At 58.1% G+C, this 23,664-nt stretch carries 22 protein-coding genes and 1 other RNA gene; 10 read left to right on the plus strand and 13 right to left on the minus strand.

All coding sequences use genetic code 11. The features are described from left to right. The first annotated feature begins 39 nt into the window (after nucleotides 1-39). Entirely contained in the window at nucleotides 40-1,191 is a 1,152-nt protein-coding gene (locus tag JOD69_RS04400; RefSeq protein WP_086135476.1) for a hypothetical protein, read from the plus strand. 40 nt (nucleotides 1,192-1,231) lie between these two features. Then, nucleotides 1,232-1,546 carry an HPF/RaiA family ribosome-associated protein gene (locus JOD69_RS04405; protein WP_077729152.1) on the plus strand — a complete coding sequence of 105 codons (315 nt, stop codon included), beginning with the start codon at nucleotides 1,232-1,234 and terminating at the stop codon, nucleotides 1,544-1,546. A 484-nt stretch (nucleotides 1,547-2,030) separates the two neighbouring features. On the opposite strand, the gene JOD69_RS04410 is transcribed toward JOD69_RS04405, so the two are convergent. Next, a complete protein-coding gene (locus JOD69_RS04410; RefSeq protein ID WP_077729151.1) occupies nucleotides 2,031-2,357 on the minus strand; it encodes a hypothetical protein in 327 nt (108 codons plus the stop codon). A 464-nt stretch (nucleotides 2,358-2,821) separates the two neighbouring features. Between JOD69_RS04410 and JOD69_RS04415 the strand changes: the two genes are divergently transcribed. The 6 genes from JOD69_RS04415 (at nucleotide 2,822) to hisC (ending at nucleotide 9,615) form a co-directional block, all read left to right on the plus strand. Beyond that, on the plus strand, nucleotides 2,822-4,789 hold the full coding sequence (locus JOD69_RS04415; protein ID WP_077729150.1) for an AsmA family protein: 1,968 nt from the start codon (nucleotides 2,822-2,824) through the stop codon (nucleotides 4,787-4,789). Nucleotides 4,790-5,733: 944 nt separating this feature from the next. Then, nucleotides 5,734-6,561, plus strand: a complete 828-nt coding sequence (locus JOD69_RS04420) for a helix-turn-helix domain-containing protein (protein ID WP_077729149.1) — start codon at nucleotides 5,734-5,736, stop codon at nucleotides 6,559-6,561. A gap of 507 nt (nucleotides 6,562-7,068) precedes the next feature. After that, entirely contained in the window at nucleotides 7,069-7,494 is a 426-nt protein-coding gene (locus JOD69_RS04425; RefSeq protein WP_077729261.1) for an SRPBCC family protein, read from the plus strand. 85 nt (nucleotides 7,495-7,579) lie between these two features. Continuing rightward, complete coding sequence (locus JOD69_RS04430; RefSeq protein WP_077729148.1) at nucleotides 7,580-8,068, plus strand: cupin domain-containing protein; 489 nt, start codon at nucleotides 7,580-7,582, stop codon at nucleotides 8,066-8,068. Nucleotides 8,069-8,087: 19 nt separating this feature from the next. Further along, nucleotides 8,088-8,555, plus strand: coding sequence for a GNAT family N-acetyltransferase (locus tag JOD69_RS04435; RefSeq protein WP_077729147.1), 468 nt, complete (start codon nucleotides 8,088-8,090; stop codon nucleotides 8,553-8,555). Further along, a complete protein-coding gene (gene hisC / locus JOD69_RS04440; RefSeq protein ID WP_077729146.1) occupies nucleotides 8,548-9,615 on the plus strand; it encodes a histidinol-phosphate transaminase in 1,068 nt (355 codons plus the stop codon). The genes JOD69_RS04435 and hisC overlap by 8 nt, the downstream gene beginning before the upstream one ends. A 158-nt stretch (nucleotides 9,616-9,773) precedes the next feature. Here the strand turns inward: hisC and JOD69_RS04445 are convergent, their stop codons facing one another. Both JOD69_RS04445 and JOD69_RS04450 read right to left on the minus strand, forming a co-directional pair. Then, nucleotides 9,774-10,016, minus strand: a complete 243-nt coding sequence (locus JOD69_RS04445; protein ID WP_133718656.1) for a hypothetical protein — start codon at nucleotides 10,014-10,016, stop codon at nucleotides 9,774-9,776. Between the two features lie 217 nt (nucleotides 10,017-10,233). Continuing rightward, on the minus strand, nucleotides 10,234-11,160 hold the full coding sequence (locus JOD69_RS04450) for a LysR family transcriptional regulator (protein ID WP_077729144.1): 927 nt from the start codon (nucleotides 11,158-11,160) through the stop codon (nucleotides 10,234-10,236). 100 nt (nucleotides 11,161-11,260) lie between these two features. Between JOD69_RS04450 and metE the strand changes: the two genes are divergently transcribed. Further along, the gene (gene metE, locus JOD69_RS04455) at nucleotides 11,261-13,558 is read left to right on the plus strand and encodes a 5-methyltetrahydropteroyltriglutamate--homocysteine S-methyltransferase (protein WP_086135477.1); all 2,298 of its coding nucleotides are present in this window, start codon (nucleotides 11,261-11,263) and stop codon (nucleotides 13,556-13,558) included. A gap of 17 nt (nucleotides 13,559-13,575) precedes the next feature. Here the strand turns inward: metE and JOD69_RS04460 are convergent, their stop codons facing one another. The 3 genes from JOD69_RS04460 to JOD69_RS04470 all read right to left on the minus strand — a co-directional run bounded on the left by JOD69_RS04460 (nucleotide 13,576) and on the right by JOD69_RS04470 (nucleotide 15,617). After that, entirely contained in the window at nucleotides 13,576-13,752 is a 177-nt protein-coding gene (locus tag JOD69_RS04460) for a hypothetical protein (RefSeq protein WP_156879397.1), read from the minus strand. Between the two features lie 762 nt (nucleotides 13,753-14,514). After that, a complete protein-coding gene (locus JOD69_RS04465; RefSeq protein WP_077729142.1) occupies nucleotides 14,515-14,901 on the minus strand; it encodes a YkvA family protein in 387 nt (128 codons plus the stop codon). 350 nt (nucleotides 14,902-15,251) lie between these two features. Next, nucleotides 15,252-15,617: a hypothetical protein gene (locus JOD69_RS04470; protein ID WP_077729141.1), complete on the minus strand. Its 366-nt coding sequence runs from the start codon at nucleotides 15,615-15,617 to the stop codon at nucleotides 15,252-15,254. A gap of 239 nt (nucleotides 15,618-15,856) precedes the next feature. Here JOD69_RS04470 and JOD69_RS04475 point away from each other — a divergent pair, with 239 nt between their 5' ends. Further along, the gene (locus JOD69_RS04475) at nucleotides 15,857-17,503 is read left to right on the plus strand and encodes an alpha/beta hydrolase (RefSeq protein WP_168183908.1); all 1,647 of its coding nucleotides are present in this window, start codon (nucleotides 15,857-15,859) and stop codon (nucleotides 17,501-17,503) included. Between the two features lie 80 nt (nucleotides 17,504-17,583). Here the strand turns inward: JOD69_RS04475 and JOD69_RS04480 are convergent, their stop codons facing one another. The 7 genes from JOD69_RS04480 to JOD69_RS04515 form a co-directional block, all read right to left on the minus strand. Continuing rightward, entirely contained in the window at nucleotides 17,584-17,994 is a 411-nt protein-coding gene (locus JOD69_RS04480; RefSeq protein WP_077729139.1) for a biopolymer transporter ExbD, read from the minus strand. Next, entirely contained in the window at nucleotides 17,972-18,661 is a 690-nt protein-coding gene (locus tag JOD69_RS04485; protein WP_077729138.1) for a MotA/TolQ/ExbB proton channel family protein, read from the minus strand. The genes JOD69_RS04480 and JOD69_RS04485 overlap by 23 nt, the downstream gene beginning before the upstream one ends. A 214-nt stretch (nucleotides 18,662-18,875) precedes the next feature. Next, nucleotides 18,876-19,625, minus strand: a complete 750-nt coding sequence (locus tag JOD69_RS04490) for an energy transducer TonB (protein ID WP_086135479.1) — start codon at nucleotides 19,623-19,625, stop codon at nucleotides 18,876-18,878. Continuing rightward, complete coding sequence (locus tag JOD69_RS04495; protein ID WP_086135480.1) at nucleotides 19,622-20,050, minus strand: hypothetical protein; 429 nt, start codon at nucleotides 20,048-20,050, stop codon at nucleotides 19,622-19,624. Before JOD69_RS04495 ends, JOD69_RS04490 begins: the two co-directional genes overlap by 4 nt. Nucleotides 20,051-21,243: 1,193 nt before the next feature. Beyond that, nucleotides 21,244-21,602, minus strand: a transfer-messenger RNA (tmRNA) gene (gene ssrA / locus JOD69_RS04505). Between the two features lie 290 nt (nucleotides 21,603-21,892). Next, nucleotides 21,893-22,363 (minus strand): hypothetical protein, encoded by a 471-nt coding sequence (locus JOD69_RS04510; RefSeq protein WP_077729893.1) that lies wholly within the window; start codon nucleotides 22,361-22,363, stop codon nucleotides 21,893-21,895. A 121-nt stretch (nucleotides 22,364-22,484) separates the two neighbouring features. Next, the gene (locus tag JOD69_RS04515) at nucleotides 22,485-23,594 is read right to left on the minus strand and encodes a multicopper oxidase domain-containing protein (RefSeq protein ID WP_086135078.1); all 1,110 of its coding nucleotides are present in this window, start codon (nucleotides 23,592-23,594) and stop codon (nucleotides 22,485-22,487) included. Nucleotides 23,595-23,664: the final 70 nt, after the last annotated feature.

Here is a 23,664-nt window from a genome sequence, read left to right on the forward strand (position 1 = left end):
GGGTATTTTCCAGGACTTTCGCCTTGCCCCGGAGGCTTTATGGATTCACCGGCACATGATTACCCCACCGGGCTCTTCTTCGACGTTCAAGGGCCCCCATGCCTCTCGCTGTACGCGCCGACTCACCGGTCCCATCCGGATAACCAGCAGGACCGAATCCGGTTTCGGAACCTGGTGAAAGCCTTGGAAGACTCGTTGCGGCGGACCTATCCGGAAGAAAAGATTCGAGCGCTCATCGAGCCGTTTCGAAACCTGGCCGCCGATCGCGGCTTCTGGAATCACACGCTGGATGGACTAGCCGTACTGGCCGCGCCCGGCTTGTTCCTAGCCTATAGGCTGCAGCGGCCGGTTCCGGAATTGGCGGTAGTGGCCGACAGCTTCCACACCAAACCCCTGCTGCGCATCCTCCAGTCGGCCGATCGCTACCAGGTTCTCGGACTGAATCGTAAGGAAATCAAGCTTTTTGAAGGGAATCGCGACGCACTGGACGAAATCGAACTGGCCGATGAGGTCCCGCGCACCATCATCGAAGCGCTGGGCGAGGAGTTGACCGAGCCGCACCTGACCGTCTCCACCTATGGCTCCGGCCCCGCCGGTCCGGCGATGCACCATGGCCAGGGCGGGAGAAAGGACGAGGTGGACCTTGATGCGGAACGGTTCTTTCGCGTCGTCGACCGCGCCGTGCTGGAACATCATTCGCGGCCCTCGGGCTTGCCCTTGGTGCTCGCGGCGCTGCCGGAACACCATCATCTCTTCCGCCGGGTGAGCCATAACCCGTTCCTGTTGGAGGAAGGCATCGATGTCCATCCGGACGCGGTGTCCGCCGACGAACTGCGGGAGCGCGCGTGGCGGGCGGTCGAGCCTTATTATCTGGCAAGGCTGGACGAGCTGGTGGAGGCGTTCGGCGCGGCGAAAGCCAAAGGGCTCGGTGCCGACGATCCGGCCCAGGTCGCCGAGGCGGCCGTAGCCGGTCGGGTTACGAGCTTGCTGATCGACGCCGGCTGCGAGATTCCCGGCCGAATTGATTCCACGACCGGACAGGTCGAATTCGACGATCTGGCTCACCCCGAGGTCGATGATCTGCTCGACGATCTCGCGGAGTGGGTCATGAGGAGCGGCGGCCAGGTGGTCGTCGTTCCCCCCGAGCGGATGCCCACCGGGACCGGGGTTGCCGCGATTTATCGCTATTAAGGGGGTCGTTCCCGGATAGCCTAGGCAAAAGGACGCGTCCATGCAGATTCAGTTCAACACCGACAGCAACATCGAAGGCCGCGACGAACTGGCCCACTGGGTCGAGGATTCGGTAGCGGCGATTTTGGGTCGTTTCGGCGAAAGGGTCACCCGGGTGGAAGCTCATCTCAGTGACATCAACGCTCACAAGATCGGTCAAGACGATATACGCTGCCTGCTCGAGGCTCGCCCTGCGGGCCTGAAGCCGGTAGCGGTCAGTCACAGGGCCGACAGCGTCGAGCAGGCGGTCAACGGAGCCGCGGAAAAGCTGAAGAGAGCGCTGGATTCCACCTTCAGCCGACTGGAAAACCGCTAGCGAACGGCATTCGCACAGGCGTATCCAGCGAACGATTCGGCGCGGACGTCTGTTTTGAGAATCGGCGTGTGGCCGCAAAAAATGACTCGCGCGTCGACGGCCTGTCCGGCTCGCTTCCGCTCGGCAAGCGCTTTTTCGACTATTAACCCGGCCTATAAATAATAGGCCGGGTTAATCCGGGACAGGGATGCCCCGGCGCGGCGACAAGCCGCGTGAGCCCAGGCCGGGCGTGTACCGGCCCGGGCGGCGGCCCGAAATACCAGGAGGGTATTTACGGGCCTGATTAATAAGGGAAGCGCCGGTTCGTGTGCGTCGTCGAAAATGAAGAGCGTTTCGACCTCTCCCGGATAACGGTGATCGAGTACGGTTCGGATATTTTCTTCGATACCGGTATCGAGTCCTCTGCCCCAACGCGCGGCGGGATGCGAAAGACCTGCGCGATCGGCTCCGCGAGCGGCGTTTCACCTCTCGCGGAGCCGGTTACTCATTCACACTCGTAGATGTTGCCGGTCACATGACCATTGAATGCACCGCGAGGGGTGGCGCTTTCCCATACGATATGAGTGGCTCCGAGATTGTCCGCTTTCCGTAGCGCCCGGCCTTTTGCGACTCGCTCCCAGTGCACGCCGCCATGTTTTCCGTAGCCCGAGTGCCCGCTCACCATGCCGAGCGATTCGCAATACTCGACTGCATCGGATGTGGCCTCGACAGGCGGCTCGTCAGCCAGTGTCGTTGCCGAGAAAATTAGAGCGCTCAAGGCCAAGATGGCGGATCCCGTGGTTTTAGAATTCGGCGGGAAAAGCTTGAACATGATTGTCTCCAGAAATCTCCAAGGACGCGGATTCATCTCGTTGATACTTACGCCTGGCTTACACCACCCAATGCGGGGTACCGAGGCGATGACGATCATATTGACGCGATACTAAATCAAAAGTTCCGTGAGCGGGCGGATCGGGTCGATAGCGAAATCGTGGGGGAACAATCATCCGTACTGTCTAAGGATGGAAAGCGTCTTTCCAACGACCTTTTTGCCGGATCGGCGGTCATAACGATTTAAGAGAATTTGGACGGCGACAGGTCTATCCGGCAAGGCATCGTACGACCGAGCGGATTCGCCGGCAGCGAGGCTTGAAAGATACGGACCGTGTAAATCGCTCGCGGCGCCGAGGGTACTATGGACATTGAGAGCGGAATCCGGGAGGAACTTGGAGCGGTACCGGCCTTCACCAGGCGGGTTGCCGATCAGCCCGATAACCGATTTCCTTGGGAAAGCTTATGCTGCGCGTCTTGAAATGGATCGCTATCGGAATCGGTGCCCTGATCGGGATTCTGATTCTTACCATCGTTCTCGTCATAGCCTTCTTCGACCTGAACAGGCTTCGCGAGCCGCTATCCACGGCGGTCAGCAAGTCCCTGGGCCGCGAATTCGCGATCAATGGCGATCTGAGCGCCGACTGGTCGTGGACGCCGCGCTTCACGATCAACGACGTGGAACTGGCCAATGCGCCCTGGGGAAGCGAACCGGAGATGTTCACCCTCGACCGGCTGGCGTTCGCCGTCCGAATTCCGGAACTCTTCAAAGGGCGCATCGTGCTTCCGGAAGTCCGCGTCTCGAAACCCCACATATTGCTCGAACGGAATCCCGAGGGAATGGCCAATTGGGAGTTCGGCGACAAAAAAGAGAAGCGGGAACCGGCCGGAGCCCCCGTTAGCGAAAGATGGGTTCCGAAAATCGATAGCCTCGCCATCGACGACGGCCGCTTGTTGTTCCGCGATCCGACCACGGATACCCGCTTGGACATGAACGTTTCGACGGTGGTCGGCGAGTCGGACGAGCAGGCGGTCGAACTGAGCGGCCAGGGCCGATTGCAGCAGGAACAATTCACGCTGAAGGTCAGAGGCGGTTCGGTGCTGGATCTTTGGCAAGAAGATCAGCCTTTCCCGGTTAACGTCGAAGTCGAGTACGGCAAGACCGAGGCCAAGGTATCGGGCACGATAGCCGAACCCTTGGAGCTTCAGGGCCCCGATTTGCAGTTCGAGGCGAAAGGGCCGGATCTCGCGGCGCTCGCCTCCATAGCGCCCATGTGGATACCCGAAACGCCGCCGTATCGGTTCAGCGGAAAGATTAACCGTGAGGGCGAACGCTGGCTGTTGAAGGGGTTCGAGGGCAGTCTCGGCAACAGCGATCTCACCGGCGACCTGATGTTCACGATGCGGGACGAGCGGCCCTACCTGCAAGGCGACGTGGTTTCCCGCAAACTCGACTTCAAGGATTTCGTGGGCGTCTTCGGTGCCGATCCGACGCCGTCCCCGGAGGAACCGGAGCGCCCGAGACTGCTTCCCGACAAGCCGTATCCCGTGGAGGGCTTGCGCGCCGCCGACGGGGACGTGCGCTTCCAAAGCAGCAATATCGTGACCCCCTGGATGCCGGTGGACGATGTGTCCGTGCATGTCAAAATGGATCAAGGCATGCTGACGATCCAACCGGTAAAGCTTACCGTGGGTTTCGGGGCGATCGAATCCAATGTGACTCTGAACGCACGCGGCGACAAATTACAGACCGAAGTCAAAGGAAAAATCGACAAGGTGCCGTTCAAGCGGCTGGTGGCCGGAACCCCGTTCGAAGAAGAAACCGCCGGCACCTTTTTCGGCCGCGTGAATCTGACCACCGCCGGCAACTCGGTGGCGGAGATGGCCGCTCACGCGGACGGCGGCATAACCATCCTGATGGAACAGGGCCGCATCAGCAACCTGATGATGGAACTGTTCGGTATCGACTTCGCGGAGAGTCTCCAGAAACTCATCGGCACGGATCCGAGCATTCCGGTCCGCTGCACCATCGCCGACTTCATCGTCAGCGACGGCGTGGTGAAGACTCAGTTGTTCCTGATGGATACCACCGATACCAATGTGCTGATGGAAGGCCAGGTGAATCTGGCCACCGAGGCCCTGGATCTCCGCCTGACCGCCCATCCCAAGGACTTCAGCCCGTTCAGCGCGCGAAATCCGATCAAGATCGAAGGAAACCTGAAAAAGCCGCGCCCCTATCCCGAGCCTGCGCCCCTGATCGCCCGCGGCGCAGCTTCCGTAGCGCTGGGAGCGCTCCTGACTCCGGCGGCAGCATTGATTCCCTGGATCGAACTCGGCTTGGCCGAGGACAGCGCGTGCCACGCACTGGTCGATGCCGCCACATCCAAAGAGAAAATTCCGGAAAAAGAGCGGGAACGACAAGAACGGCACTAAACCGGGTCCATGTCTTTGAAAAGAGACGGGGCGCCACATTCCGGAATTTATCGGGCCGGACGTCTCGAGTTGTGCGCTGAGTCTCAACCTGCTTGCAATTGACGGGGATACTTTGGCGGCGTAGATTCGCGGCGGATATGGCGTTTTCGCTTACCGACGACGGCTTACGCGGCAACGCGCCATCTACTGGACGTTAGGTCGTGTCGGTCCGATGAGAAAACCGACAGGGATCCGGTGCTCGGCCGGCGTTTTGAATCCCCCTCGATCCCTCTTTCACAATGGGGGGAGGCAAGCGTCATTCCCCCCTTTGCAAAAGGGGCCAGGGAGGGCAATGCCGTTAAGTTAAGGCGAATGACGTCACCCCGGCAGGGAAGGGTGGCTTCGGTGCTCCAATCGCAAACGGTCATCCCAGGAGCGCTGGGATGACCCTTCCAATCGCAAACGGTCGCTTTAGTCGCGACCCTTCCAATCGCAAACGGCCTGGCCGGGAGCGCCGGCCACGCCCTTCCCGAAGACACCGTTTGCGATTGGAATGCCGGGGTCCAGAAGCCATGGATGGCAGAGGCGTGTCATTTCCCTGTGCCCTGGATTCATGCCGCACAGTCCCTGTGCGGCACCCTACGGACGCTTCGCGTGCAAATCGGCCATCCTGCCGATTTGTCCGGCACAAATTTGCCAGGAGCAAATTTGGACGTGCGGAGCACGGTCCGTAGGACGAACCCCAGGGATGGGGTGAGCAATCCCTGCCGGAATGACGAGTTAACTTAACAGCATTGGGCCAGGGGGGATTGCGTTCATCTCTCCCGTCGCGGTGTCCGTACTATCGGGATGAAAATGCGCTGGGCCCAAGATAGCTCAATTACCCGCCTCTCAAAGTCGCGACTCATGGGCAGGGACAACCGAGAGATCACGGCCTGCCGTGCTCGATAAACAGGTGTGTCATTATGAGTTTAAGAATCTTTCGGCCATCTCGCTTGCTGGCACCTTATGTTACGGCGATTTGGGACTATGACGATTTAATGGGTGCTGACAACTCGGCGCTGACGATCTTGCCGGATACCGCAACCTATTTATGTTTTTTGTATGCCGATTTATTGACCACGGCGCACAAGGACCGAATTTATACAACCCGTAGCGGACTCGCCGGTTTTCAAAGTTTTCGCAGTGATCTTGGGTCTTTTGGAAAAGTATCCGGGGTTTCGGCGCGCCTTACCCCATGGGGGTTAAATGTTTTTTGTCGCGGCATAGTGAGAGATTGCGCCGAAAGGCGGGTGGACTGTAGAGATATTTTCCCCAAATATTCGATAGAAGAAATCGAGGATAACTTGTCTCTTAAGAGGAGCGCTAGCGAGCGCGTCCAATGTGTCGAGCATTTCTTGCTTTCGATTTTGAATCGGGACAATGAGGATTTGCTGATTCAAACAGCGTGCAAGGAGTTGGATAAGTCAAACGGAAATCATCCCATTTCGAAGCTCGCCCGAACTTTAGGCTTGACCGAACGCACGCTCGAACGGCGGTTCCAGTTTCATGTCGGCGCTACGCCCAAGAAATATGCTCGTATCGTCCGTTTGCGGAACGCGCTTTTCCAGCGCCGAATGCTTTCAAATTGGGCGGATGCGGCATATGCAGCAGGTTACTACGATCAGAGCCACATGATTCGCGATTTCCATGAGCTTTACGGGATGTCGCCGGAATCCATCCATCCTCGATTGGAAGCTTCCAAAACCATACAGTTTTCCGGATTATTGAATCTACATGGAGCCGGACGCTAGAGCATTTTCATATCTGCTGTACGGGCACTCACGAGTAGGTCGGGAATCCTTCCCAATCGCAAACGGCGTCTTCGGGAGCGCCGAAGCCCCCCTTCCCGACGCCACGTCCCGGCGAGCGTCTTCGTCGGCAAAGGATTGCCGACCTACGAATACTTGAATCCATTCACCCGAGCCGAAGGCGCCAACGACGTCCGCCAAGCCGGTTTTGCCGTACGAGCGCGATGAAAACGCTCTAAGGGTGATTGTTTTATCGCTCGAAGAACCCTCTTGGCCATTTCTCGCGCCTCTATATTTCTCTCCGTTTCACGCTCGGCCACGCTGTTTAGGACTGTGCCGCTTCCGCTTGTCGGTTTTTTCCAATACGAACGATAGATCGTGTTGCTACAGTACGCCGCACGGGCCGCCAAAAGGTTCGTTGTAGATTGAAGTCGTTGTAGATCGATAGAACGGTGCGGCATTGTCACAAAGGTGTTCATTCGATCGCGAAAACTGGTTAAGGAGATGTCGATGTTTACTAAACAACCGATTACGAAAAAGCTAAATGTCCCCGCCGATATGGTTTGGGGAGCGATCCGAAAAATAGGAAGACTCGACGTTTGGTTTCCGTTCATCGAAACGTGCAGAGTAGAGGGTGATGGAAAGGGCGCATTGCGATATATGACCGTAGCAGGCGGCGGCGAGATAAAAGACACTATTGAAGAAATCGACGACATAAACATGCGATTGATATATCTTCGGCCGATATCTCCATTTCCCGTAACCTATTACAAAGGGACGGTCGAAGTCTTTAAGTCTTATGATGGCTTGGGCGTTGTAGTGTGGACTATCGATTTCGAATCGCAGCCCGAAGATGCCGCATCGGTGGCCGAGCTAGTGCGCGGTGCTATCAGCGCAGGTATTGACGGCATGGAGAAAGACCTCCAGTCCGCATAGAGCATCATCGAATGCAGCGGAGATTTCCCCAAGCACGACGACCGGTGAGCCACTCTTCGAACCAGCCTAATTGGAAATTTGCCCGATGAAGACAGAAACATCTTTGACATTACCCGCGCTCGACCCTTCCCGTGTTCCCGCCAGAACCGCCTCGACCTATCCGACGGAACGACTCCGTTCATTGACCGCCGGACGAAGCAAAAGGGCTCTCGGCGATGCGCTGGGCCTGCAGACCTTCGGCGTCAACCTGGTCACACTGGAGCCGGGCGCCGTGTCGGCGCTGCGGCATTGGCATACCCGGCAGGACGAGTTCATCTACGTTCTGGAGGGGGAATTGACCCTGGTAACCGAGCAAGGGGAGCAAATCCTAGTCCCCGGACTATGTGCCGGATTTCCGGGCGGCCAGCCGGACGGGCATCAGCTGATCAACCGCGGACAATCCGTCGCGGTCTATCTGGAAATCGGCGACCGGCTTCCGGGGGACCTTGCCAACTATCCCGACGAAGATTTGGAGGCGCGTGCGGTTCGCGGCTCTTATCGGTTCTTCCGCAAAGACGGTACGCCTTACGAGTGAGGTTCCAGGCGAGCCATGAATGGACATTCGAGCTGCCACTCCGGATGATGCGCGACGCATCAGCGCGCTCCTTCGCGATCTCGCCGGCAAGTACATCGCGCACGAATTTTCCGAGGAAGGAGCCGGCCGCTTGCTCGAGTCGATGAGCGAGGTCGCGATCAGGAGCTACCTGGAGTCGGGTTACCGCTATCACCTTGCCGAGGAAAATGGCGAATTGGCCGGTGTGATCGCAATCAGGGACAATCGCCATCTCTATCATTTGTTCGTATCCGAACGTTTCCAGAGCAAGGGCGTGGCCAGAAGGCTCTGGGAAGTCGCCAAAGCCGCGAGTCTCAGTGCCGGAAATCCAGGTGTGTTTACCGTGAATTCGTCTCGTTATGCCGTCGCCGTATACGAAAAATTCGGATTCGTCAGGCAATCCGAAGCGGTCGACGTTTCGGGCGTGATTTGTATACCCATGAAACTGGAGTCGGTAATTCGTGAATAAATTTTGGAGTCCCGCCATTCGGGATTTGACGCGTTATACGCCCGGCGAGCAGCCCAGGTTGAACGATCTCATCAAGCTCAACACCAACGAAAATCCGTATCCTCCTTCGCCCAAGGTGTTAGAAACCTTGCGTGGCGAGATGGGCGAAACGCTCCGGCTTTATCCCGATCCCGATGCCGATCGCCTGAAAGAGGCCATTGGCCGATTTTATGGCGTCGAGAAACATCAAATCTTCGTCGGCAACGGATCGGACGAGGTGCTGGCCCATGCCTTTCAAGCGCTGCTGAAGCACGACTTGCCCATTCTGTTTCCCGATATCACCTACAGTTTTTATCCGGTCTACTGCGGTCTTTACGGCATCGAGCACACCTGCATTCCGCTGACCGAGCGCTTCGACATCCGGATCGACGATTACCGGCGCCCGAACGGCGGGATCATCTTCCCGAACCCGAACGCGCCTACCGGCTGCCTGCTGCCGCTCGCCCATATCAAAGCGCTGCTCGAAAACAACACGGAATCGGTCGTGGTGATAGACGAGGCCTACATCGATTTCGGCGGCGAATCCGCCGTGGCGGCGGTCGAACGCTTCCCCAATCTGCTGGTGATACAAACGTTGTCCAAGTCGCGGTCCCTGGCCGGCCTGCGGGTAGGTTTCGCCATCGGAGACGCCGGTTTGATCGAGGCTTTGGAGCGCGTGAAGGGCAGCTTCAATTCCTATCCGCTGGATCGCTTGGCCATCGCCGGCGCGGTGGCGGCGTTCGAGGACCGGGACTATTTCGAGAGCACGCGGCTAGCCATCATCCGGAGCCGGAATCAGCTCGTTCGGGAGCTATCCGGATTGGGATTCGAGGTATTGCCGTCCGGCGGGAACTTCGTATTCGCCCGGCATCCCCGTAGGGACGCAGCGGAGCTAGCTGCGCTGCTTCGGCAGCGGCATATTATCGTGCGGCACTTCAGGCAGCCGCGGATAGAGCAATTCCTGCGCATCACCGTCGGCACCGACGCTCAGTGCCGAGCGTTGGCGGAGGCGCTAGCGTCTATCTTGGAATCGCCGCGCTGAGTCGTTTCATACCGGCCACCGGCATAAAACGCGGGGATCTCTGGCGGAAGCAACGGCACACAACGGACCCGAACGCCTGCAACCGCGGCATCAAACCACATCGCTACGTTGGACCCATGGTCGATTTTGGGGTGATTACCGAATTCACCAGATTGTAGCTACGCTACCACGGGTTCGATGTCGCTCTCGGGTACCCGCAAAATGCCGCCGGAAGGAAATTCGATAAAACAGTCGTCGCTGTTGAAGCGCGAATAGCGTTTGACGATGGCGGGTTGACCGGGGAGGTAGGAGTCCTTGAAAAAGCGCGGTCGTTTGGGTTTATACAGTACTGCCGTACCGAGGGGAATTTTGGTGCTTGATTGTGACAATCGAGGATTCATAGCCGTGGAAGATTTATCCATTATACGCTCAAACCGCATCGGAATGTCGACGACATCGAGCGGAACTGATCTCGACGAGTGGTCGGTGTAAATCGATACCGAAACAGGTTCGGGTCGTGACTGAGGAAATCAAAGATAAGGTGCGACAAATTTACAGAGGACTCTATTCAAGCCTCCTTTGCGCGCCTTGTAAGCACGTAAAATTACCTACGAGCCGTCTTCGGGCAGACCCAACCGGCTACGACAGCGGTTGAAGTCCCCGCAGGTTCCGGAAGCTGCTGGAACGTACGGTATCTAGGAAGTCCAGCATAAAGGCCGATGTCGCCATCGGCGCGGTAGTCGCCGCGTACAAGGCGCTCCACAGACCTTTTTTGCCGATCGGTTTTCCCAAGACGTAATCCCGCTCCAGATAGCTCTGAACCGTCCAGTTGGGCAAGGCCGCAATGCCGCGACGGCTGGCCACCAGTTGTAGGATAGCCACCGTCAGTTCGGCGGTGCGCCGTTTCGGTTCTATACCGACCGGCTTCAGGACCTTGCGCACGATGTCCAGCATGTCGTCCGGCACCGGATAGCTGATCAGCGTTTCCGCGGCGAAATCTTCGGGTTTCAGGAAGCGTTTGGGCGCGAACGGATGCTGCCGCGACACCAAGCCGACGATTTCGAAACTGAACAGTGGATGAAAAGCAAGCCCCGAGCGGTGCTGCGGCTCGGAAACCACCACCAGTTCCGCGCGATTTTCCAGCAGTAGGGCCAACGGGTCGGTGTGGAAGCCCGAGACCAGATCCAGCTCGATTTCCGGCCAGTGCTCCCGGAATTGGTCCATGGCCGGCATGAGCCAATCGAAGCAGGTGTGACACTCCACGGCAATGCGGAGCTGCCCGGCTTCGCCCTGGGCGATGCGCGCGACGTCCCGCTCCGCATCTCCGACCAGTTTCATGACTGTTTCCGCCAACGTATGCAGGCGCTGGCCCGCCGGCGAGAGCCGCAGCGGCTGGCTCTTGCGCTCGAACAGGCTGACGCCGTAGTGCTCCTCCAGCTGCTTGATCTGATGCGAGATCGCCGATTGGGAGAGATATATCCGGGTCGCGGCTCGGGACAGGGTGCCGGTTTCCACCAGGGCCAGCAGGGTTTGCAAATGGCGCAGCTCCAAAATCGACTGAATCATGAACAAAATCGATGAAGTTTATGAAAAAGTTGAGTTTGAATAATAATCATCGCGAGCCGATCATGCCAGCTCCGAATCGACCTACAAGAGGAGCAGACTCATGGCGGTGACGCATTCTTTGGGATTTCCCCGCATCGGGACTAAGCGCGAGTTGAAGCAGGCTCTGGAAGCCTACTGGTCCGGCAAGATCGGTCTCTCGGATTTGAAGCAAACCGGCCGACAGTTGCGCGAACGGCATTGGAAACTCCAAGCCCGAGCCGGGATCGACCTGGTGCCGGTGGGCGATTTCGCCTATTACGATCAAATGCTGAACATGGCGGTATTGCTGGGAGCCGCTCCGGAACGCTTCGGTTTCGGCGACGAGCCTCCGGATCTCGACCGCTATTTCGAACTGGCCCGAGGCAGCAAGGATCAGCCGGCCATGGAAATGACCAAGTGGTTCGACACCAACTACCACTATATCGTCCCGGAATTCCATCGCGACACGAGGTTCCGCCTGGGCGCGGAGTGGTTGTTCGAAGAGGTGGAGGAGGCCAAGGCTCTGAAACTCAATCCCAAGCCTGTGCTGATCGGTCCCTTGACCTATTTGTTTCTGGGCAAGGCGAAGGAAGAAGGGTTCGACCGGCTGGAATTACTGCCCCATCTGGTGCGGGTCTATGCGGAAATCCTCCGGAGACTTAAAGATCAAGGCGTCGCCTGGGTGCAGATGGACGAGCCGGCCCTCGTGCTCGACCTGCCGCTGGATTGGCTCGCCGGCTATCGGGAGGCTTACCGCGCTCTGGCAGCGGCGGGGCCGAAAATTCTCCTCGCGACCTATTTCGATTCGGCGGCGGATCAGGCGAGCTTGCTGAAGGCGCTGCCGGTGGCTGGATTGCATATCGATGCCGTCAGAGCGCCGGATCAGGTGCCGGTTTTCGTCGACGGGTATCCTTCGGACAAAATTCTGTCGCTGGGGCTCATCGACGGCCGCAACATCTGGCGTACCGACCTCAGACGCACGCTGGCGCTGGCCGAAACCGCCCGTGCCGAGCTGGGCAAGCGGCTGTGGCTGGCGCCGAGCTGTTCACTGCTCCACGTACCGGTAGACGTGGAGCCGGAGTCCGAACTGGATCCAGAGATCAAAGACTGGTTGGCCTTTGCCGTGCAGAAGCTCGATGAGCTGGCGATCATGGACAAAGGCTTGCGGCTGGGCGTGGATGCCATCCGGACCGAACTGGAAGCCCAGGATCGGGTGTTGCAGAACCGGGCAACGTCACCGCGGATTCACAATCCGGCGGTCGGGGCCCGTCTCGACCAGTTGACCGAAGCGGATTTTCGGCGTTACTCGCCCTTTCCCGAACGGATCCCATTGCAGCAGAAAAGGCTGCGGCTGCCTGTCTTTCCGACCACCACGATCGGTTCCTTCCCGCAGACGCCGGACATCCGCAAGGCCCGCGCCGATTACCGCAACGGGGAGCTGAACGACGCCCTGTACCGGGAAACCATGCGCAAAGCCATACGCGAAGCCGTGCACAAACAGGAAGCGCTCGGGTTGGATCTCCTGGTGCATGGAGAAGTCGAGCGCAACGATATGGTGGAGTATTTCGGCGAGCAATTGGAGGGTTTCGTCTTCACCCGGCAGGGTTGGGTGCAGAGTTACGGCTCCCGTTGCGTCAAGCCGCCGATCATCGTGGGCGACGTGTCAAGGCCGAAGCCCATGACCGTGGAATGGATCGCCTATGCCCAGAAGCAGACCCGAAAGCCGGTTAAAGGCATGCTGACCGGTCCCGTGACTATCCTACAATGGTCCTTCGTACGCGATGATCAGCCCCGAGCTACCACTGCTCTGCAAATCGCCCTGGCCATTCGCGACGAAGTCGACGACCTGGAGCAAGCGGGCGTCGCGGCCATCCAGATCGACGAACCTGCTATTCGGGAAGGTTTGCCGCTTAAGCGGCGGGACCGGAACGGCTATCTGGATTGGGCGGTAAAAGCGTTTCGCCTGGCTTCATCCGGCGTGGCGGACGGTACCCAGATCCACACCCATATGTGCTACTCGGAATTCAGCGACATTTTGCCGGCCATCGCCGATCTGGACGCGGACGTGATCACCATCGAAACCTCCCGCTCCGACATGGATTTGCTGACCGCTTTCCGCGATTTCCGTTATCCCAACGACATCGGCCCCGGTATCTACGACATTCACTCTCCCCGCATACCGGACAAAGAGGAGATGCTGCGCCTTCTGGAAAAAGCGTGCGAGGCCATTTCTCCGGAACGGCTCTGGGTCAATCCCGACTGCGGACTCAAGACGCGCGGATGGCCGGAGGCGGAGCAAACCCTGGCTCATATGGTCGAGGCGGCAAGAACGTTGCGTCGAAGATGGGCGCCAGCGGTTGAAGATCGACTTCATTCGTGAGGCGATCCGATTACCGATCAAACGCGCCGTCGGTTCCGAACCATCCGGATCACTTTGACGAGCGCTATGGCCCGTGCCACCGGGCTGCCTACAGTCAGCCGGGAAACCGCCTTGAGCAACTGTCCGGCGACGAAGATGCGGGTTGCCGTCCGTGCCCAGCGGGGAAATCGCGACGAGGAAGAAATTTGGATCATGGCTGCGCGTGCACGTTCGCGGGAAAGCCACTGAGTGATGACGGGCTGAACCTCCGTGTTCCCGCCGACTTCGGCGAGCCCGAGTGGCCTCCCACCCGTTGACCCCCGTCATCACTCAGTGCTGATACTCGCCATCCGTGGAGACGTCCAGAAGACCGCTATTCCCTTGGCTCTCTGGGACGAAACATCCCGTTTCGCACTCGGCGCATCAATCCGCGCGTCCCGCGGGTTATGGCGGATGTCCGAGCCGAGTAGCAGGTATTAGATCGCTCGGAATAGGTTAAGACAATACGTGGGGTTACCTAGCCCGCATTTCTCATACCCTCCAATCGCAAACGGTCGCTTTAGCCGCGACCCTTCCAATCGCAAACGGTTATCCGGGGAAGGGGCTGGCCGGGAGCGCCGGAGCCGCCCTTCCTACTGCGGACGCCGATCCGCTCGCCGTGACGCGCCGTCCGGCTCCGCGCCAAGTTCGGGGTGGCCTTCCTTGGCCACCCGCTCGGAGAAGCCCTTCACGCCGGCTCGACGTCGTATCGTAGGTCGGCAATCCTTTCCCGACACACGCTCGTCGGCAAAGGATTGCCGACCTACAACGACACCGTCACTCAGTCCGTGCGGCGCGCCACAGCGGCGTCTCGACGCCCTCGCTACGAAGGGGTATGAGAAATGCGGGCTAACCGAGTTTTCCTAGGCCGTGATCGAAGCGGCGGTTTGCAGATGATGCGATTCGGATACTCGCCGTATCTTGCGAAAATCGCTAGCTTAGGTGGACATTTCGGCGGTCCAGGACTCGTATTCAGCAAGTTGTTGCTCGACCAGAAGCAGGCAAACGCTCAACATCAGCGCATCGTCCGTGTAGCCCAGAATCGGGATGACGTCCGGGATGAGATCGACCGGACTCAAGACGTAGAGGAGGGCGGCGACAATCGCCGAGAGCGCATACCAGGGGATTTGGCGATAGGTGCCGTTCCGATAGTCCCGCACCAGTGCGATCATCAGTTTGACGTCCCGCAGGAAACGGCCGAGCGGACCTTTGGATTCGAACGTCCGCTTTATGTCGTCGGCCTTTTCGATCACTCGCTTGATATCGCTCTCGGTGAGCTTTTTGGCGTCGGCGTTCAGCCGTTCTTTAATCTTTTGTCTCAACATTGGTTTTTCCTCTCAAGGAAATTCGAGGACCTTTGATCGCGGTTTCACACGATCAGCGGCAGGTCTAATTTACGCTCTCCGTGTGTGCTCCGCAGCAATCTTTGGCGTATTTTCCGGTTTGTTCGATCACGGGATGACGGGAACGCCTGTGAGCGTTCGAAAGGTGCGGGATGAGCCGGGAGCGAAGTGGCAAGTGTGGCTATCTTGTCGGATGCTGCCGGCTGGCTGTGCCGTAACTCAGTGCCTGAAGAGCATGGTGACGAATATCCGCTCGCTACATCTGGCGAGCGCCGGAGGCGGATGACGGCCCCGGCGCCCGTGCCGATTCGATTACTCTTGCAAGTAGAATCTCAGTACTCCCAATGAGTCAATAACAAATAAATGGCGACGGTCATCACAACCACAACGAAAGCCAAAATTGCCAATATACCCGTTCCGCATGCCAGAAGGGTGAAGGAGAATTTCCATGCGGCAAAGACGTTTCCCATGCATTCGAGCGCCGATAGCATGGCCATGAGTATCGCGAAGATGACAATCCACTTCGCCGTGTAGCCTGGCAGGTAGACCCGCTTGGATCGGTTGCGGCGGTATGCCGCAGCGCGCTCCAGGAAGGAGCCCACATTTACGTTTTCAAAGATCCAGAGCGGCCACAGATACAAATAAAGGAGACAGGAGAGAGACCTGTCGTTCCGGATATTCGATACGTCGATATTCATTCTGCGCACCTCCATGATCGTTCAGACTCTCTGCCGCTAAATATATTTCATCTGGTGGTCCGCGGTAGAGCGGAATGGCGAAGCGGTTCCGCTGCGAATGACATTTCGGACGGCCTAGTGCGCGAAACCGAATCCCCCGGCACCAGCCGACGATCGGGAACGTGCCATCGGATCGCGATCTTTGCCGAGGATGCTCGTCTAATAAGGATTGGTGTGGATGTCAGGCACGGATGGGAATCATGCCGCTTCGGTTCGAAATCTCATTCAGGAATCCGCTGCACTTGGCCTTAGTCCTGTGCGTCCTAGCGGTCAGCGGTGGTGTTGTCGGTTCGACGTCCGAGCCGTCGATCCAGTGGGGCGAGTGTCCCGATTACCCGGAATTTAAGGATGTAGCTGCGGAATGCGCCTTCATTCCGGTACCGCTCAGATACTCGAATCCCGGTAGAACGATTCCGATATTCGTTGCGCGAGTGCGGGGCAGCGCGCCGGAAACCGAAAAGCGCGGACAGTTATGGTTTGTCACCGGCGGGCCGGGCGCATCGGCCATCGGGTTCGCGCAACAGTCTCAATCCTTTGCGGAACTGCGCCCGGAATGGGACTACTACATCTTCGAGCAGCGCGGCATCGGCAATTCGGCGCCGCTCTACTGTGCCGCCGCGGCTGACGAGGCGATCGTTGCGCCCGAGGATGCGCTGGACTGCCTGGCCGAGTTGCGCCGAGCTTGGCCGGAGGGTATCGAGGATTTTACCGTCACCAACACCGCACGTGATCTCGCTCACATCATCGACCGGCTACGTCCGCCCGGTCGGGAAGTGGTAGTGTACGGCGTCTCCTACGGCACGTATTTGGTGCAGCGGTACTTGGCCCTGCGCGGTGAGCAGCCCGATGCGGTAATTCTCGATTCGATCGTCGCAGCCGGGTACGAAGCGTACGACACGATTGAACGCGGTACCAATGCGGCGGCACGAATGGTGATGGACCGCTGCGCGAAGGACGCCGACTGCCGTCGGCGCCTGGCCGGCATCGCCGCCGATCCGTGGACCGCTCTCGGCGTGACTTTCGCGCGCCTCGATCAGGGGCAACTGTGCTCGGAGTTGCAGGCGCGACTGGATTCGCCCCTCACCCGTTCCTATTTACGCAGTTTATTCGGTACGATGATCGAGAGGACCGACCTGCGAGGGTTGATGCCGGCCGTGGTGTTACGGCTGAATCGCTGTGTTCCGGACGACGTTATGGCACTGGAACATCTGATCCGATCACTCTCTTCGGAGTCGCTCTTTTCGGCGGCGGATTCGGAAGCGCCCGCGGCCGATCCGGGACCTGGCTTCGTACCTTACGAACAGGTGAAGTACTCGGCACCCCTTAGTTCGCACATCACGCTTTCGGAGCTGTGGGAAGGTACTTCTTTCGCGCAAATCATGAACGAAGCGGAGGGATTCTACGCCTGGTTGAACGTGGCGCCCTCGCTGGCTCTATTGGCCGATGCGCAGGTCTGGCCGGTGTACCGCGATCCATTGAGCGATCTGCACGCTAACACGCGAGCCCCCGTGTTGATGCTCAACAGTGATATCGACTCGAACACTCCCCTGGCCGAAGCCATACCGATTCGAGAGGACTTGAATGGCCCCAATCAGCGGTTCGTCACAGTGCCCGACGCCGGGCACGTCGTGATTTTGAATTCGCTTATGGCTGGCGCCAAAGGCGATAAACCGGCTGATCATTGCGGGACACGCGTGATGCTCTCCTTCCTCGATGATCCGTACCGCGAGCCGGACACGAGCTGCATCTCGGGCGTGGAACGGCTGAGTTTCGATGCCGCAAATTCGAGGAATCGCAAGAGCAGCCTCCAGTACTTGGGCCGGAAGGACATGTGGTCCGCAAAATAAACGTCGCGGAAGTTTTGCTTGACGGCATGCGTCGCCACGAACCTAGGATTCCGGGGTTCCGATCGGCCGAAAACCCCCTCTCATTGCTGGACGGTCACGAACGACAGCTTGCCTATCCCGGAACGCTGGGCGCTGGCCATGACCTTGGCCACGGCATCGAACACTGCCGCCCGATCGGCCTGGAGCTGGATGCCGATCTCGGGATCGCGCTCCTGTAGGGCTTTCAACTCGGCCTCCAAGGATTCCAGCGGCACCGGACGGTCGTCCAGCATCGGCTGTCCCTCCGCGTTCACGCTGAGGATGGCGATGTGTTGGTCCGGTGCCGGTTCGGTTTGCTCGGTCTTGGGCAATTTGACCCGAACCACCTGGGTCAGCAGCGGCGCCGTGACGATGAACACCACCAGAAGCACCAACATCACATCCACCAGAGGCGTGACGTTGATCTCGCTCATTTCGCCGCCGTCGTCGTCATTGGGCAATTGTATGGCCATGTTCGGTCACCGTTTGTTGGATCAGATGGTCTTGGATTGTCGCGTGCAGGAACTCGCTGGCAAAGTGGTCCAGTGCGATGACGATGCGCCGGTTCTGACGCAGGAAGAAGTTGTAGGCGATCACTGCCGGAATCGCCACGGCAATGCCCAAGGCGGTCGCGATCAACGCCTCGCCGATGGGGCCGGCCACCACTTCCAGACTGGCCGAACCCTTGGCGCCGATGTCCTTGAGGGCGTGCATGATGCCCCATACCGTGCCGAACAGGCCGACGAACGGCGCCGTGCTGCCGATGCTGGCTAGCCAGCCGAGACCGGCGTCCATCCGGGCCTTCTCCTTTTGAATCTGCAAACGCATGGCGCGTTCGATCAGGTCGTGCCAGGCTTCATGCTTATCGGCGCGGAAAGCCAATTGTACCTTGGCCCGCGCCAGGGTTTTCAGCCCGGTCTGCTGCACCCGGGCGAGCTGAGCCGCGCTGTGGCTTACCGATTCTTGATCGATACCGAGCTCCGAGCCGTTCCTGACAATTTTCAGAAAGCTATGGTTGCGCAGCTTGTTCAAACCGAGTTCCCCCGCTTTCAGCAGAATCACGCTCCAGGTCAGCAGAGAAAAACAGCCGAGCATGCACAGAGTGCCGTCGACAATGGCGGTTTCCGATAGGTTAAACATGATCTCCTCTCGCGTTTAAGATTGTGATTTCGTTTGTTTCGCGCGGTTGTGGGCCGCACGGTTTCTGCGCCCTCGTGCCTGTCGCAACTTCGCCGCACAGCATCACTCACCGATCAGTCCCGAACGATGGTTAAGGCGGGCGACGGCCGACCGTCAAAGACAAAGCTCTGCCCGACGCGCCTAGCCACCTAACGAAACGTTCCTCTCATCCGGGTCATTCCAATTGGAACTCGATGGGCACGGTAACCCAACTTGCCTGCGCGACATCACCGCGCTTGGCGGGCACGAAGCGCCATTTTTTCACCGCCTCGAGGGCTGCTTCGTCCAATACGTCGTGGCCGCTCGATCGTTGCACCGATAACTCGCCGCAGCGGCCGTCGGCGGTAACGTAGACCCGCAGCAGGACCAGGCCTTCCCAGTGTCGGCGGCGCGCGATGCCCGGATAAACCGGTTTCGGATTGTTCAGATAGTTGGCGTTCGAACTGGCCGGCGTATAGGTGTCGTTGCGCGGAGCAGCGGCACGGTCTTGGGGCGGTGCGGAAGGTGCCGCCGGTGCTGGCGGTGCGGTGTCCGCTTGTTCCTGCTTTTGCGGCTCGACCTGTTTGACCGCGGAATCCTTGCGCACCGGTTTCGGTTTGGGTTTTTTCACCGGCTTGGGATCGGGTTTCTTCGCTTCCTTCGGAGGTGTCGGCGGGGACGGTACGGTCGGCTGGGTCACCGCCGGTGCGGGAGGCGCGGACAGAACCATGTCGATCATCGGCAGCGGCGCGGCTTCGGTGAAGGGCACAGGTTCCGGGCGGGCGAGATACCAGAAGAAAAGCAAACCGTGCAGTACGGCGGCCAGTCCGGCGGCGGCAGCCACCGCGAGCGGTCGCTTCCAGGTAACGGGAATCTCGGCCATCGTGACCGGCGTACCTCCGGGACCATCGAACGGCGGGTCCCCGGAAAAGAAATATGTGCTCATTCTCGGGACACCGTGCCGAATATGGGAGCGACCGCGCTCGTCGTCTTGCGCCGCGACTTCTGGCACTTGTCGACGCCTTGGAGCGAGAGTGTCGGTCCGACGGAGGATGATTTGTTGCGGTGTGCCTCCGTCCCGCACTCTTCCGGCACTTGGCGTGCAATCCGGCTGTCTTGCCCGGAGGGCTGGCATCCGGTGTTATCGGCAGGACTGTAACTGGAATCTTGTTGAAAATCGGCGACTTGCTGTCGCAACGCATCGAGGCGCAGGCGAACGTCGGCGAGCAACTCCTCGAGATATTCGAAATGAACCTGAAAATAGCGCGCCGAAGGAAACTCCGGTCCGCTCGTTGTCCCGGATTCCGAGGCTCGAGTTCCGTTCGGGTCGACCCTTCGGCTAGAGGCGGGGCGGCCTTGCTTGATCCTCATGACGATTCCTTTTTTGTTGCTTCTTATCCCTAATGACGTATGAGCGCGGCTAATCCCGCACTTCCGATAGAAAAAATTTTTCTGACGTCTATAAGTTGTTGTAAAGCCTAAAAAAGAAAAGCCAGGTAGAGCGGATCTGTGGGATATGCCGTACTCGCTGTGTCTAAAGCTCACGCTCGATCCGGACGAATGCGCTTGGCGCTGATCTCGGGGTGTGTTGGATCGGGGATTTTCGAATGTGGTGTAGCACCCCGAGCACCACCGTCCGAAGCCGGAGCGGCTGCCGGAAACGCCAACGCTAATTCAGGCCATGGCAGGTTATCACTTGTTGTGTTGCAAGTTTTCCGCCCTCACCTAAAGGATCATCCTGAGGATGAACTCGATAAAGGGAGCTGAGTCGGTTTGCTTCATGCTGTTTTGCAGTGCCTGGTAGTACTTCGCCTGATGCTTATAGATCAGGCTTTCTACCGGGATGCCGGCGAACGAGGGATTCCAGCGGGAAGGTTAAGGTCTGCCACGGTCCCCCATGCGGCCGTTGCCGTCTGTGAAGGGATGGATGAACTTGAACTCGTAGTGAAACACGGAACTGGTAATCAGAGTGCTCTTCACCGGTCGCCAGCCACCGGAAGAGGTCGTGCATCAATACCTGGACGTGATCCGCTGGAGGCGTCACTCACCACATACCTTTCGAGGTCGCTCGATATGGGCGATCGTGACGGTCGTGCCCTCTATGTCCAGATCAAAGTCTTTCTCGGGTGATCTGGACCAGGTTCGCCCAGAAACGGCTGGCGTGATTTCCGAAACGTACGTGCGCGAGGTAAAAGTGTTGTTGCACGAAAAGCGGCGTAAGTTGTGAACATCCAAAGTAAAACGCGCCGCCGAAAGAGGTCAGACGCGGTTTTCATCTCGTTGAGGCGGCGTCAATCGGAAATCGACGAAAGCCTTATGGAGTAAGACTTTCAGTCATTCCAGCTTGATCGGCTTTGCCCCGGCCTTTGTATTGCGGATCGCGGCGCGGTATCGGTCAGAGCATGGAGGTAACGCCTTGTAGGATAACTGAATTACCCCGAAAGTGCCCCCAGTTACCCCGGATGTCAACGGACTCTATAGGATCGCGATGGATGGAATATAAACGAAAAAGCCCGCATTTACGCGGGCTTACGGATTTCTTTGGATGTCTTTGAATGGGTGTTTGGTGGAGGCGGCGGGAATTGAACCCGCGTCCGCGAATCCTCCGCCTTTGGCTCTACATGCTTATCCGACTCTATTGATTTAACCGGTCGCTACCCGAGCGGCAGGGAAGACGGCCGGCGGTTCCGTTAGGTTTTAGCGAATCGGCCCCGGACAGACCTCATCGCGAGCTTACAATTGGGTTACCCCCGAAAACCGACGCCTATAAGCGGGCTTCGGATCAGAGGCCGGCCGGATTAAGCGGCCAGAGCGTAGTTGTCGTCGTTGGCAACTATATTGGTTGCAGATTGATTAACGAGGTTATCTGCACCTCGGCATGCACCTCGGGTTTTGCGATCCTCGTCGAAGCCAAGTCGCCCCCTAGGTCAGGAAGATAGACAGTATAACGGCAAAAAAGTTTCGAGCAACCAGCGTTTGAGTCGTGGCGCGATAATCGTGCGAAACAGCTTTTCTTGGCGGAACGTTGCGATATGCTGAAGGGATCGGGTAATGCGGGCTAGCGACTACCGGCAGGGGACAAATTTCAATCACGCTAAAGCGGCATGGCGCTACGCGCTCATCTCGCGTGAGATGCGGTCTTCCTTAAGGCCGGAAGGGTGTTTCCGGCCTTAAGCACGGACAAGTCCGTGAGTAGAACTGGTTTTCAGTCTTTCAGAGATCGTCCATCCATTCCGCGTCGCGGACGAAGCGGTGTTTCTCTTGTTCTTCCATCTCCGCGAGATTCGCGAACACTTCTTTGGCATGCGGATCGTCGACGATGATTGCCGCTCCTTTATAGAGTTCGATCAGCGCGTTGTCGAAGGCCATGGCGATCTTTATGACGTCATCGACGGACATATTGGGCCTGACGGCGCAATTCTTTAGCAGTTGTTCGACGTTGGAGCCTGGAGAATATTGGAGCCAGAAATTGAGGATGCTCTTGCGCGATCCGTCTTCGAACCGCTGCATCGCCTGTTCCCGATTTTTTTCGTGGCGGCTGAGGTAATCCAAAAGCATTTTTACCCGAGCCTGATCGTTTTGTTGGTTCAGCGAATCGTAAAGTTCTGTCAGTTGGCTGTGTAGTTGAATACCGTAGTCGAGCACATCTTTAACTTGCTCGAAGTTATGCATCTGCTGGTCCATATGGCACTCCGAAAGTGTTATTCGGCAGGTTTCATACGGTTCGAAGCATCTCTCTTTTGGCATCGCAAGGCAATAGTGCGGTCGGTTCGACCTGCGGAATTCCGCAGGCGCGACCTGATTGTCACTTTCGGCGCGTGACCGTATAACTGGCCATCATGCCCGCGTCGATGTGGTCATTGACGTGACAGTGATACATCCAGACGCCGGGATTGTCGGGTTTCATATCGACGGTGACGTGGGTTCCCGGAAGCAGATTCACGACATCTACGCGGCGCCCGGTCTCGGTGAGCGTATTGCCGTGCCAATGCGGGGTATGGAGATCGACTTCGGTTCCGAGGGACAGTTGATACCAGCGCACGGTTTCGCCTTCTTTCATCGTCATTCCCGGAAGGTTGTGATAGACGTAGCCATTCATGCTGTGCATCAAGTTGCTTTCGACGAAGCTTTCGTCATCTTTCTCGTCCGTGGCAGCCGGTGCGAAGGTGCTGATGTTCTTGTCCAGAAAGAAACTCTTGTTTTCGTCGAACACGGTGAACAGCACGACGAATTCGCGGTCGATGCCTTTCAGTTTACCGTTGTTCTGCAGAACGCCTCGGCGGGAAATGATGATGGGTCCTACCAGGCCGGTATTCGTGTCGACCACCTCGTTGACATGGGAATGGTAAAGCCACACGATCGAACTCGGGTCCTCGGGGCCCGGACCCGAACGTTCGGGTACTTGCCAGAGGTAGGTGTGGGTTTCGCCCGGTTCGACCGTATCGTCTTTGCGGTCATCTCCGGATGTGCCGTCCGCGTAATGAGTGCCTTCGCTGTCCTTCCGGTAAAGCACGCCGTGCGGATGGAGTGAAATCGGCATGTTTGCCAGTTTATTCCTCAGCACCACTTTGATGGTGTCGCCGACGTTGGCGCGAATTACAGGCCCTAGTATCCCTAAGTGCCGCCACTCGGGCGGACGTTCCTTGATTTGGGTAAAGCTGGCGTCGGCGTACTCGATATAACGCGCTTTGTAATACTGTCGGCCGATCCGATCGGCGTTATTCCCTTCGACGAAGACTTTCTCGTCCTCGTTGAATTCTGCGCCATGCATGGGATTGACGGGATAGGAGGCGGCGTAGTCCCACAAGATTTCTTCGGCGGCGATGTAGTAGGTTCGCGTCGAATTGGCCGTCACGGCTTCGGAGAACAACAGTAGAACCGCCAAGTGTGAAAGGAGGATTCGGATCTGGATCACGGCGATAAACCTGGGACGGGGAATCGATCGAAAAAGCGTGAGAAAATGATAATCAATATCATTATAGGAT

Origin of the sequence: Methylocaldum sp. RMAD-M (assembly GCF_017832375.1) — a bacterium.
Classification (GTDB): Bacteria; Pseudomonadota; Gammaproteobacteria; order Methylococcales; family Methylococcaceae; genus Methylocaldum.